This window comes from Streptococcus sp. SPS1 (genome assembly GCF_030439915.1).
GTDB lineage: Bacteria > Bacillota > Bacilli > Lactobacillales > Streptococcaceae > Streptococcus.
Genome location: NZ_JAQFJG010000002.1, coordinates 86,651 through 99,554 on the forward strand (window position 1 = coordinate 86,651; position 12,904 = coordinate 99,554).

Consider the following 12,904-nt stretch of genomic DNA (forward strand, 5'->3'; position numbering starts at 1 on the left):
TGTGTAAATATGGAATTTTCAAAGAAAACACGTGAATTATCAATTAAAAAAATGCAGGAACGTACCCTGGATCTCTTGATTATCGGTGGAGGAATCACAGGAGCTGGTGTAGCCTTGCAGGCAGCAGCTAGCGGTCTTGAGACTGGTTTGATTGAAATGCAGGACTTCGCAGAAGGAACATCTAGCCGTTCAACTAAATTGGTTCACGGAGGACTTCGTTACCTTAAGCAATTTGACGTAGAAGTGGTCTCAGATACAGTTTCTGAACGTGCAGTAGTACAACAAATTGCTCCACACATTCCAAAACCGGACCCAATGCTCTTACCAGTTTACGATGAAGATGGAGCGACCTTTAGCCTCTTCCGTCTTAAAGTAGCTATGGACTTGTACGACCTTTTGGCGGGTGTTAACAACACCCCAGCTGCTAACAAGGTTTTGAGCAAGGATCAAGTTTTGGAACGCCAGCCAAACTTGAAGAAAGAAGGTTTGGTAGGAGGTGGAGTTTATCTTGACTTCCGTAACAACGATGCCCGTCTCGTGATTGAAAACATCAAACGTGCCAACCAAGACGGTGCCCTCATTGCCAGCCACGTTAAGGCAGAAGGCTTCCTCTTTGACGAAAGTGGTAAGATTACAGGTGTTGTAGCCCGTGATTTGTTGACAGACCAAGTCTTTGAAATCAAGGCGCGTCTGGTTATTAACACTACAGGTCCTTGGAGCGATAAGGTGCGCAATTTGTCTAATAAGGGAACACAATTCTCACAAATGCGTCCAACTAAGGGAGTTCACTTGGTAGTGGATTCAAGCAAGATCAAGGTTTCACAGCCAGTTTACTTTGATACAGGTTTGGGTGATGGCCGTATGGTCTTTGTTCTCCCACGTGAAAACAAGACTTACTTTGGTACAACGGATACAGACTACACAGGTGATTTGGAACATCCAAAAGTGACTCAGGAAGATGTAGATTATCTACTTGGCATTGTCAACAACCGCTTCCCAGAAGCCAACATTACAGTTGCTGACATTGAAAGTAGCTGGGCAGGTCTTCGTCCATTGATCGCAGGTAATAGCGCTTCTGACTACAATGGAGGAAATAACGGAACCATCAGTGATGAAAGCTTTAACAACTTGATTGCGACTGTTGAATCTTATCTCTCTAAAGAAAAAACGCGTGAAGATGTTGAGGCTGCTGTCAGCAAGCTTGAAAGCAGTACCTCTGAGAAACATTTGGACCCATCTGCAGTTTCTCGTGGTTCTAGCTTGGACCGAGATGATAATGGTCTCTTGACACTTGCTGGTGGTAAAATCACAGATTACCGTAAGATGGCTGAAGGAGCTATGGAGCGTGTGGTTGACATCCTCAAAGCAGAATTTGACCGCAGCTTTAAACTCATCAACTCTAAGACATATCCTGTTTCAGGTGGGGAATTGAACCCAGCAAATGTGGACTCAGAAATCGAAGCCTTTGCGCAACTTGGAGTGTCACGTGGCTTGGATAGCAAGGAAGCTCATTACCTAGCAAATCTCTATGGTTCAAATGCACCGAAAGTCTTTGCTCTTGCTCATAGTTTAGAACAAGCACCAGGACTCAGCTTGGCAGACACTTTGTCACTTCACTATGCAATGCGTAATGAGTTGGCTCTGAGCCCAGTTGACTTCCTCCTTCGTCGTACCAACCACATGCTCTTTATGCGTGATAGTTTGGATAGCATCGTTGAGCCAGTTTTGAATGAAATGGGACGATTCTATGATTGGTCAGAAGAAGAAAAAGCAGGCTACCGTGCGGATGTCAAATCAGCTCTTGCTAACAACGATTTAGCAGAATTAAAAAATTAAGAAAAAATAAAAGAGGTGGCGGGCAGGACTCCTAGTCTACCCTCTCCTCCTTTTTAATGGAGACAGAAAGATGATGAATGAATTATTTGGAGAATTTCTAGGGACTTTAATCCTGATTCTTCTAGGAAATGGTGTTGTTGCAGGTGTGGTTCTTCCTAAAACCAAGAGCAACAGCTCAGGTTGGATTGTGATCACTATGGGTTGGGGGATTGCAGTTGCGGTTGCAGTCTTTGTATCTGGAAAACTCAGTCCAGCTCATTTAAACCCAGCTGTGACCATCGGTGTGGCCTTAAAAGGTGGCTTACCTTGGGCTTCCGTTTTCCCTTATATCCTAGCTCAGTTTGCAGGGGCTATGCTGGGTCAGATTTTGGTTTGGTTGCAATTCAAACCGCATTATGAGGCAGAAGAAAATGCAGGAAATATTTTGGCTACTTTCAGCACAGGACCGGCCATCAAAGATACTGTATCAAACTTGATTAGCGAAATCCTTGGAACCTTTGTTTTGGTCTTGACAATCTTTGCTTTGGGTCTTTATGACCTTCAAGCAGGAATCGGAACCTTCGCAGTGGGGACTTTGATTGTCGGTATCGGTCTATCACTAGGTGGGACAACAGGCTATGCCTTGAACCCAGCTCGTGACCTTGGACCTCGTATCATGCATAGCATCTTGCCAATTTCAAACAAGGGAGACGGAGACTGGTCTTACGCTTGGATTCCTGTTGTAGGACCTGTTATCGGAGCAGCTTTGGCCGTGCTTGTATTCTCACTTTTCTAGTTTAGAAAATAATTATGTTGATAAGAGCTTGAGATGAAAATCTCGGGCTTTTTCATGTGAAAACCTCGCTTTTATTTTCTGTTATTTTATGCTAGAATATTAAAAATCAAATTTAATTCCAAAGCTTGTAACTAAAGGGGGAGCGCTACATGTCTAATTCATTTATCAAGTTGTTAGTCTCTCAATTGTTTGCAAATTTAGCAGATATTTTCTTTAGAGTAACAATCATTGCTAACATATACATTATTTCAAAATCAGTAATTGCCACATCACTAGTTCCCATTTTAATAGGGATATCCTCTTTTGTTGCGAGTCTTTTAGTTCCTTTAGTTACTAAAAGGATAGCGCTAAATAGAGTTTTATCTTTATCCCAATTTGGAAAGACTATATTATTGGCGATACTGGTAGGAATGTTTACCGTAATGCAATCAGTAGCGCCTTTGGTGACCTATCTATTTGTTGTGGCAATTTCAATATTAGATGGTTTTGCAGCACCTGTTTCCTATGCTATTGTGCCACGCTATGCGACCGATTTGGGTAAGGCTAATTCAGCCTTATCAATGAGTGGTGAAGCTGTTCAGTTAGTGGGTTGGGGATTAGGTGGACTCTTGTTTGCAACAATTGGTCTTTTACCTACCACGTTTATCATTTTAATGTTGTATATCATTTCTAGCTTTCTGATGTTATTTCTTCCTAACGCTGAAGTGGAGGTGTTAGAGTCAGAAACTAATCTTGAAATTTTGCTCAAAGGTTGGAAGTTAGTTGCTAGAGATTCTAGATTAAGACTTTTTGTATCAGCCAATTTATTGGAAATTTTTTCAAATACGATTTGGGTTTCTTCCATTATACTTGTTTTTGTAACTGAGTTATTAAATAAAACGGAAAGTTACTGGGGATATTCTAATACAGCATACTCTATTGGTATTATAATTAGTGGCTTAATTGCTTTTAGGCTATCTGAAAAGTTCCTTGCTGCTAAATGGGAAAGTATTCTTTTTCCTCTTGTAGCTATGGCAATAGTGACACTGACTATTCTATTTTTTTCAAATGCACAGATATTTTTAGTATTTTCAGCTTTAGTTGGTATGTTATCGCAGCTAAAAGAAGTTCCTGAAACTGTATTTCTTCAGGAAACAGTAGAGGAAAATAACTTGGTTAATGTCTATTCCGTTCTTGAAGTGATTTCGACATTAGCATTTTCAGTATTTGTTTTGCTAATGAGCTATATTACTGAGAGTTTTGGTATTAGCATCAGTTTTTGGCTATCAGCCATTTGTCTGATGATAGAAGCTATTTTAATTTATATCAGACGAGATTATTTTAAATGAGAGACGGGTTAAAAAGTCTTGAAAAATTAGAAAAGCGCATAGTATCAGGTGTCGAAAACTTGATATTGTGCGTTTTATTATGAGAAGATTTACTTCATTGTCTCCTGAAATGGAGTTTTGAAGCAGGATCACTCTATTTGAAATATACATAGAAAAACCGCATAATCCTTAAAATAAGCTGAAATCTATTGAAAACATATGGTAAACAATTGAAAAACTAGTCTATAAAGTGGTACAATAGTAGAAAAATACTATAGTAAGAGTCTATCTTATTTAGCAAAAATTACAGAAATGAATGGTTTTTCTTGATGAAACAGAGAAAAGAATTGTACCTTTTTCTTGGTCGGACAGCCTTGTATTTTCTTATCTTTCTAGGGCTGCTTTACTTCTTTAGCTATCTTGGTCAGGGTCAAGGAAGCTTTATCTATAATGAATTTTAACTTGAAGGAGAATTCCTATTGTGTCAAATAAACCAATAGTAGATATGATTGAAACCATTGAGCATTTTGCTCAGATACAGCCTAGCTATCCTGTTTACAATGTTTTGGGTCAGGAACACACTTATGGCGATTTAAAGGCTGATTCGGATAGTTTGGCTGCAGCCATTGACCAACTAGGATTGCCTGAGAAGTCTCCTGTGGTCGTTTTTGGTGGCCAAGAATATGAAATGTTGGCAACTTTTGTAGCCTTGACTAAGTCAGGACATGCCTACATTCCAATTGATAGTCATTCGGCCTTGGAGCGAGTTTCGGCTATTTTAGAAGTAGCGGAGCCAAGTTTGATTATTGCTATCTCAGACTTTTCATTGGAGCAGGTTTCTACACCGATGATGACTCTAGCTCAGGTTCAAGAAGCCTTTGCCCAAGGGTCTAGATATGAGATCACGCATCCAGTCAAGGGAGATGATAACTACTACATCATCTTTACTTCTGGTACAACTGGTAAGCCAAAGGGAGTGCAGATTTCACATGATAACCTCCTCAGCTTTACCAATTGGATGATTACGGACAAGGAATTTGCGACGCCAAGTCGTCCGCAAATGCTGGCTCAGCCACCTTATTCTTTTGACCTGTCTGTCATGTACTGGGCTCCGACCTTGGCATTAGGTGGTACGCTCTTCGCTCTTCCTTCAGCTATTACTCAGGACTTTAAGCAACTCTTTACGACCATCTTTTCATTGCCAATCGCTATCTGGACATCAACCCCTTCTTTTGCAGATATGGCCATGTTGTCTGAAGACTTTAATAGCGAAAAAATGCCTGACATCACGCATTTCTACTTTGATGGTGAAGAATTGACGGTCAAAACAGCTCAAAAACTACGTGAGCGTTTCCCCAATGCCCGTATTATCAATGCTTACGGCCCAACAGAAGCGACAGTGGCCCTGTCCGCAGTTGCCGTGACAGATGAGATGCTAGCGACTCTCAAACGCCTACCAATCGGTTATACCAAGGCTGATTCTCCAACCTTTATCATTGACGAGGACGGCAATAAATTGCCAAATGGCGAACAGGGAGAAATCATTGTTTCTGGACCAGCCGTTTCAAAAGGTTATATGAACAATCCTGAAAAAACAGCGGAAGCTTTCTTTGAGTTTGAAGGACTGCCAGCCTACCACACAGGCGATGTGGGAACCATGACAGATGAGGGCTTGCTTCTCTACGGCGGACGCATGGACTTCCAGATTAAGTTCAACGGTTACCGCATTGAGTTAGAAGATGTCTCGCAAAACCTCAACAAGTCTCGTTTTATCGAATCTGCTGTTGCTGTTCCACGTTATAACAAGGATCATAAGGTGCAAAATCTGTTGGCCTATGTCATCTTAAAAGATGGTGTGCGTGAGCAGTTTGAGCGAGATATTGATATTACCAAGGCTATCAAGGAAGATTTAACAGATATCATGATGTCCTACATGATGCCGTCTAAATTCCTTTATCGAGACAGTCTGCCACTGACTCCAAATGGAAAAATTGACATCAAAGGATTGATTAACGAGGTGAATGAGAGATGATGGAGTTCTTTCAACAGCTTCCTCATTTAGAGCCATATGGCAATCCTCAGTATTTTGTCTATGTGATTGCTGCAACCTTGCCCATCTTTATCGGCCTCTTTTTCAAGAAACGCTTTGCCTGGTATGAAGTGCTGGTTAGCCTCTTCTTTATCGTCACCATGTTGGTAGGTGGGAAGACCAATCAACTAGCTGCCTTGGGTATTTACCTTTGCTGGGAAATATTGCTCCTGCTTTTCTACAAGCATTATCGAAAAAGCAAGGATGGCAAGTGGGTCTTCTACTTAGTTAGTTTTCTGTCCCTCCTTCCGATTATCTTTGTCAAGGTGCAGCCAGCTATCAATGGAACGCAGTCTTTGCTTGGCTTTTTGGGTATTTCTTACCTGACCTTTCGTTCGGTTGGGATTATCATCGAGCTGAGAGATGGAGTGATTAAGGATTTTACCCTCTGGGAATTCCTTCGTTTCCTTCTCTTCATGCCGACTTTTTCAAGTGGTCCAATCGATCGCTTTAAGCGATTTAATGAAAATTATCAGACCATTCCTGAGCGAGATGAGTTGATGGATATGCTGGATGAATCTGTTCGCTATATCATGTGGGGCTTTTTGTATAAGTTTATCCTAGCTCATGTTTTAGGAGAGACCTTGTTGCCTCCTTTGAAGAATTTAGCCTTGCAGTCAGGTGGCTTCTTTAACCTCTATGCCTTGGCAGTTATGTATACCTTTGGTCTGGAACTCTTCTTTGACTTTGCAGGTTATTCTATGTTTGCCTTAGCCATTTCAAATTTGATGGGAATTCGTAGCCCTATCAACTTTAACAAACCTTTTTTATCAAGGGATTTGAAGGAGTTTTGGAATCGCTGGCATATGAGTCTGTCTTTCTGGTTTCGTGACTTTGTCTTTATGCGAATGGTCATGGTGTTAACCAGAAAGAAGGTCTTTAAAAATCGCAATGTAACCTCAAGTGTGGCCTACATTGTAAATATGCTGATTATGGGATTTTGGCATGGAGTGACTTGGTACTATATCGCCTACGGACTCTTTCATGGACTAGGCTTGGTCATCAATGACGCTTGGATTCGCAAGAAAAAAACGCTCAATAAGGAACGGAAAAAAGCAGGGAAAGCTGCTCTACCTGAGAATCGCTGGATTCAGTTGCTTGGCATGGTTGTCACCTTCCATGTCGTCATGCTGTCATTCTTAATCTTTTCTGGATTCTTGAATGATTTATGGTTTAAAAAATAAAAGGAAATAAAATATGGATATCAAATCAGAAGTTATCGAAATTATTGATGAGTTGTTTATGGAAGATGTTTCTGACATGATGGATGAAGATCTTTTTGATGCAGGTGTCTTGGATAGTATGGGAACGGTTGAGTTGATTGTGGAGATTGAGAACCGTTTTGACATTCGTGTCCCTGTAACAGAGTTTGGTCGCGATGACTGGAATACAGCTAATAAAATCATAGCTGGTATTGTGGAGCTACAAAATGCTTAAACGCTTATGGATGATCTTCGGACCGGTCTTGATAGCTGGTTTGTTGGTTTTTCTGCTCATTTTCTTTTATCCTACTAGTAAAAGTTATAATTTATCAGAAGAAAAACGATATGCAGCAGCGATTAGTACACAAAGTTTTAGAGAAAGATTTCAGAAAGTGAGAGCTCTTTCGGACCCAAGTCTACGATTCATTCCCTTTTTTGGTTCTAGTGAGTGGATTCGATTTGATAGTATGCATCCAGCTGTTTTAGCGGAGAAGTACAATCGTTCGTATAGACCCTATTTCTTAGGACAAGCAGGAGCAGCTTCTTTGAATCAGTACTTTGGTATGCAGCAAATATTGCCAGAGCTAGAAAATAAACAAGCTGTTTTTGTTATTTCTCCTCAGTGGTTTACAGAAACGGAGTATGAACCTGCAGTTTTTCGTAGGTATTTTAACACGGATCAATTGGGCGCTTTTTTGGAAAATCAGTCTGGAGATGTGTCAAGTCGTTACGCCGCTACGCGTTTAATGAAAAAGTATCCTAATGTAGTATTGGGAGATATAGTCAAAAAAATAACCGAGGGCGAGCAACTTTCAGAAATAGATAAGACATTCATAGATACATTGGCACGATTCAACCAAAAACAATCATTTCTATTTGGACAATTGTCAGTGAATGATGGAGAAAAATATAGAGAGCGTGTGGAGAAGTATCTGAAAGACTTACCAGATAAATTTTCCTACGATGAATTGAGAGAAATCGCTGTAAAAGATGCTGAAGCAAATACCACGAATAATGATATGGGGATGGAAAATCGTTTCTATGATACGCAAGTAAAGAAAGATTTAAAAAAGTGGAAGGATTATCAGAAAAATTATAATTTTCTAAAATCATCTGAATATAATGACTTGCAATTAGTCTTAAATCAATTTGCGAATTCAAAAGTGAATGTATTGTTTGTGATTCAACCTGTTAATAAAAAATGGATGGATTATACAGGATTAAATCAAGATATGTATCAACACGCAGTTGAAAAGATTCGTTACCAGTTAGAAAGCCAAGGTTTTACCAATATAGCAGATTTTTCAAAAAATGGTGCTGAACCTTATTTTGTAAAAGATACAATTCATATTGGTTGGTTGGGTTGGTTGGCTTTTGACAAGGCAGTTGATCCTTTCCTATCCAATCCCACACCAGCTCCGACTTACCATCTGAATGAGCGCTTTTTCAGCAAAGATTGGGCGACTTATGATGGAGATGTCAAGGAATTTCAGTAGATGAATGACAGAAGAGTTCAAGAATGAAGCCTATTTTCACGTTTTTTCTTGACTCTTTTTTAGATTATGATATAATGAACCAGTAAATGACCGGTTAATAAATTGGTTTTCTCTTAGAAATAGAGAAGAAGGGATGGGAAAGGAGTAATACATGAGACAGCTTGCACAGGAAATTGACACATTTTTAAATGAGGTTATTTTAAGAGCTGAAAATCAGCATGAAATCCTAATAGGTCATTGCACTAGTGAGGTGGCTCTGACCAATACTCAGGAGCATATCCTCATGCTTTTGTCAGAGGAATCTTTAACAAATTCAGAATTGGCCCGTCGTCTCAATGTCAGTCAGGCGGCAGTTACCAAGGCCATTAAGTCTTTGGTCAAGGAAGGGATGTTGGAAACATCTAAAGATCCTAAGGATGCGCGTGTGATTTTTTATCAGTTGACTGATTTGGCTCGTCCAATTGCTGAGGAGCACCACCATCACCATGAGCATACGCTTTTAACCTATGAACAAGTGGCGACTCAGTTTACTCCAAATGAACAAAAAGTGATTCAGCGGTTTTTGACTGCTTTAGTAGGAGAAATCAAATAATGAGATATATTACGGTAGAGGATTTATCCTTCTATTATGATAAGGAGCCTGTTCTTGAACATATCAATTATAGTGTTGATAGTGGGGAATTTGTTACCTTGACAGGGGAAAATGGAGCGGCTAAGACGACACTGATCAAGGCCAGTCTTGGAATCCTCCAACCACGCATTGGTAAGGTGACCATTTCAAAGACAAATGCCCAGGGTAAGAAATTGAGAATAGCTTACCTTCCTCAACAGATTGCCAGTTTTAATGCTGGTTTTCCAAGTACGGTTTATGAGTTTGTCAAGTCGGGTCGCTATCCGCGAAAGGGTTGGTTCCGTCGCTTGAATGCTCATGATGAGGAGCATATCAAGGCTAGTCTGGACTCAGTTGGTATGTGGGAACACCGAGACAAACGCTTGGGGTCTCTATCTGGGGGGCAAAAGCAGCGAGCGGTGATTGCGCGTATGTTTGCTTCGGATCCAGATGTGTTTATCCTAGATGAACCGACAACGGGGATGGATGCAGGAAGTAAAAATGAATTTTACGAACTCATGCACCACAGCGCCCATCATCATGGCAAGGCTGTTTTGATGATTACCCATGACCCTGAAGAAGTTAAGGACTATGCGGACCGCAATATCCATCTAGTCCGTAACCAAGACTCGCCATGGCGTTGTTTCAACATTCATGAGAATGATCAGGAGGTGGGTCATGCTTAGTTTGTTATCTTATGACTTTATGCAGCGTGCCTTTCTGGCTGTTATTGCCATGAGTCTTTTCTCGCCGGTATTGGGAACCTTCCTTATCTTGCGTCGTCAGAGTTTGATGAGTGATACTCTCAGCCACGTCTCACTTTCGGGTGTAGCCTTTGGCCTGGTTTTGGGGATTTCTCCGACTATTTCCACTATTGCTATTGTCTTGATTGCGGCGGTCTTTTTGGAGTATCTCCGTACGGTTTACAAGAGCTTTATGGAAATCGGGACAGCTATCCTCATGTCAACGGGTCTGGCTGTTTCTCTGATTGTCATGAGCAAGGGTAAAAGCTCTAGTTCAATGAGTTTGGACCAGTACCTTTTTGGTTCCATCGTGACGATTAGTGAAGAGCAGGTTATTTCCCTCTTTGTCATTGCGGCGGTTGTCTTGATTTTGACCTTCCTCTTCCTTCGTCCAATGTATATCCTGACCTTTGATGAGGATACAGCTTTTGTAGATGGCTTGCCTGTTCGTACCATGTCTATTCTTTTTAACATGGTGACAGGGGTGGCCATTGCCCTTATGATTCCTGCGGCAGGAGCTCTTCTGGTATCGACCATCATGGTCTTGCCAGCTAGTATTGCCCTGCGTCTGGGGAAAAACTTTAAATCGGTTATGCTACTTGCTAGTGCTATTGGCTTTTTGGGAATGGTGGCAGGACTCTACATTTCCTACTATGCAGAAACACCTGCAAGTGCAAGTATTACTATTATTTTTGTAACTGTTTTCTTGCTAATTAGTTTAGTAAGACGTTTTATCAAATAGGAGACTAAGATGAAAAAAATTAGCTTATTACTAGCCAGTCTATGTGCCTTGTTTTTAGTGGCTTGTTCCAATCAAAAACAGGCAGATGGCAAACTCAATATCGTGACAACCTTTTACCCTGTCTATGAATTTACCAAGCAAGTTGCAGGAGATACTGCTAATGTAGAACTCCTCATCGGTGCTGGTACAGAACCTCATGAATACGAACCGTCTGCCAAGGCAGTTGCCAAAATCCAAGACGCAGACACCTTCGTTTATGAAAATGAAAACATGGAAACATGGGTACCTAAATTGCTAGATACCTTGGATAAGAAAAAGGTCAAAACCATCAAGGCGACAGGCGATATGTTGCTCTTGCCAGGTGGCGAGGAAGAAGAGGGAGACCATGACCATGGAGAAGAAGGTCATCACCATGAGTTTGACCCCCATGTTTGGTTATCACCAGTTCGTGCCATTAAACTTGTAGAGCACATCCGTGATAGCTTGTCAGCAGATTATCCTGATAAAAAAGAGACCTTTGAAAAGAATGCTGCTGCCTATATCGAAAAATTGCAATCCTTGGATAAGGCTTATGCAGAAGGCTTGTCTCAAGCCAAACAAAAGAGCTTTGTAACGCAACACGCAGCCTTTAACTACCTTGCCTTGGACTACGGTCTCAAGCAAGTATCAATATCAGGACTCTCTCCAGATGCCGAGCCATCAGCTGCTCGTTTGGCAGAATTGACAGAGTACGTCAAGAAAAATAAAATTGCCTATATCTACTTTGAGGAAAACGCCTCACAAGCCCTTGCTAATACACTTTCAAAAGAGGCAGGTGTCAAAACAGATGTCCTTAATCCTTTAGAAAGTCTGACAGAAGAGGACACCAAGGCTGGAGAAAATTACATCTCTATCATGGAGAAAAACCTCAAGGCTCTAAAACAAACAACAGACCAAGAAGGTCCAGCTATCGAACCTGAAAAGGCAGAGGATACGAAGACAGTTCAAAATGGTTACTTTGAGGATGCAGATGTCAAGGATCGTACCTTGAGTGACTATGCAGGTAACTGGCAATCAGTTTATCCTTTCCTTGAAGATGGAACTTTTGACCAAGTCTTTGACTACAAGGCTAAGTTGACTGGTAAGATGACTCAGGCTGAGTACAAGGCCTACTATACAAAAGGCTATCAGACAGATGTGACTAAGATTAATATCACTGATAACACTATGGAATTTGTTCAAGGTGGACAAAGTAAGAAATATACTTACAAGTATGTTGGCAAAAAAATCTTGACTTATAAGAAGGGTAATCGTGGTGTGCGCTTCCTCTTTGAAGCCACAGATGCTGATGCTGGACAATTCAAGTATGTTCAGTTTAGCGACCACAATATCGCCCCAGTTAAGGCAGAACACTTCCATATCTTCTTTGGAGGCACAAGCCAAGAAGCCCTCTTTGAAGAAATGGACAACTGGCCAACCTACTACCCAGATAACCTATCTGGACAAGAAATCGCCCAAGAAATGTTGGCACATTGATGAGAAATCGACTAGTTCATAAGAGCTAGTCGGTTTTTTGATACTAGATGGCTAACTTCATTATAGACTTTTCAGAACTTTAAACAATAAATAAAACTCTTGAAATATCTGGATTTGTATGTTAGAATAATTTTATCGGATAAGGTTCATTAGAACACCAAATCCCTTAACTATGCCAGTAGTTAAGGGATTTTTTGACGTATCTTAGCGATTTAACGGGTGTTGATAGGCTAGTCATTCGGTCTACTTCTTACCATCTAGCCATTTGCAAACGAAATACAAGATGATTCCAGCTATGACGTCTGCTATAATAGTAAGAGCGAGCTCTGGGATAAGGCTCATTAGTTTCACCTCCTCTCACGAACCCATAGGAACGTAATCGGTAACCGATGACAAAAATAGTATACACATCAAATTTAGATCATCAACATTGCTTAATTCTTGAAGTGTGGTAGCTTATATATTGAAACTAACTTACATTGTGAGTAAAATTGCTATATATAACAACTTCCTTCATTAACTTGAGGGATAAAACATTATATTAAAAACATTTGTCACAAACAGATTTACATTAGCTCAATATCTGTCT

12 protein-coding genes are annotated in these 12,904 nt (G+C 40.6%); all 12 read left to right on the forward strand.

Annotated elements, in window-relative coordinates; translation table 11 throughout:
• Positions 1-9: 9 nt before the first annotated feature.
• The 12 genes from glpO to adcA all read left to right on the forward strand — a co-directional run bounded on the left by glpO (position 10) and on the right by adcA (position 12,315).
• A complete protein-coding gene (gene glpO / locus PCY12_RS02380) occupies positions 10-1,836 on the forward strand; it encodes a type 1 glycerol-3-phosphate oxidase (protein WP_301351355.1) in 1,827 nt (608 codons plus the stop codon).
• Positions 1,837-1,906: 70 nt separating this feature from the next.
• Positions 1,907-2,611, forward strand: a complete 705-nt coding sequence (locus tag PCY12_RS02385; protein ID WP_000980824.1) for an MIP/aquaporin family protein — start codon at positions 1,907-1,909, stop codon at positions 2,609-2,611.
• Between the two features lie 149 nt (positions 2,612-2,760).
• Complete coding sequence (locus PCY12_RS02390) at positions 2,761-3,939, forward strand: ryptide export MFS transporter (protein WP_301351357.1); 1,179 nt, start codon at positions 2,761-2,763, stop codon at positions 3,937-3,939.
• A 308-nt stretch (positions 3,940-4,247) separates the two neighbouring features.
• Positions 4,248-4,379, forward strand: a complete 132-nt coding sequence (locus tag PCY12_RS02395; protein ID WP_000813667.1) for a teichoic acid D-Ala incorporation-associated protein DltX — start codon at positions 4,248-4,250, stop codon at positions 4,377-4,379.
• A 20-nt stretch (positions 4,380-4,399) separates the two neighbouring features.
• Complete coding sequence (dltA, locus tag PCY12_RS02400; RefSeq protein WP_173212891.1) at positions 4,400-5,950, forward strand: D-alanine--poly(phosphoribitol) ligase subunit DltA; 1,551 nt, start codon at positions 4,400-4,402, stop codon at positions 5,948-5,950.
• On the forward strand, positions 5,947-7,191 hold the full coding sequence (gene dltB, locus PCY12_RS02405) for a D-alanyl-lipoteichoic acid biosynthesis protein DltB (RefSeq protein ID WP_172930091.1): 1,245 nt from the start codon (positions 5,947-5,949) through the stop codon (positions 7,189-7,191). Before dltA ends, dltB begins: the two co-directional genes overlap by 4 nt.
• 13 nt (positions 7,192-7,204) lie before the next feature.
• Entirely contained in the window at positions 7,205-7,444 is a 240-nt protein-coding gene (gene dltC / locus PCY12_RS02410) for a D-alanine--poly(phosphoribitol) ligase subunit DltC (protein ID WP_000351967.1), read from the forward strand.
• A complete protein-coding gene (gene dltD, locus PCY12_RS02415; protein WP_301351359.1) occupies positions 7,437-8,705 on the forward strand; it encodes a D-alanyl-lipoteichoic acid biosynthesis protein DltD in 1,269 nt (422 codons plus the stop codon). Before dltC ends, dltD begins: the two co-directional genes overlap by 8 nt.
• A gap of 151 nt (positions 8,706-8,856) precedes the next feature.
• A complete protein-coding gene (gene adcR, locus PCY12_RS02420) occupies positions 8,857-9,297 on the forward strand; it encodes a zinc-dependent transcriptional regulator AdcR (RefSeq protein WP_049511334.1) in 441 nt (146 codons plus the stop codon).
• Positions 9,297-10,001 (forward strand): metal ABC transporter ATP-binding protein, encoded by a 705-nt coding sequence (locus PCY12_RS02425; protein WP_301351360.1) that lies wholly within the window; start codon positions 9,297-9,299, stop codon positions 9,999-10,001. The genes adcR and PCY12_RS02425 overlap by 1 nt, the downstream gene beginning before the upstream one ends.
• Complete coding sequence (locus PCY12_RS02430; RefSeq protein ID WP_000950030.1) at positions 9,994-10,800, forward strand: metal ABC transporter permease; 807 nt, start codon at positions 9,994-9,996, stop codon at positions 10,798-10,800. The genes PCY12_RS02425 and PCY12_RS02430 overlap by 8 nt, the downstream gene beginning before the upstream one ends.
• A 9-nt stretch (positions 10,801-10,809) precedes the next feature.
• On the forward strand, positions 10,810-12,315 hold the full coding sequence (adcA, locus tag PCY12_RS02435) for a zinc ABC transporter substrate-binding lipoprotein AdcA (protein WP_301351362.1): 1,506 nt from the start codon (positions 10,810-10,812) through the stop codon (positions 12,313-12,315).
• Positions 12,316-12,904: the final 589 nt, after the last annotated feature.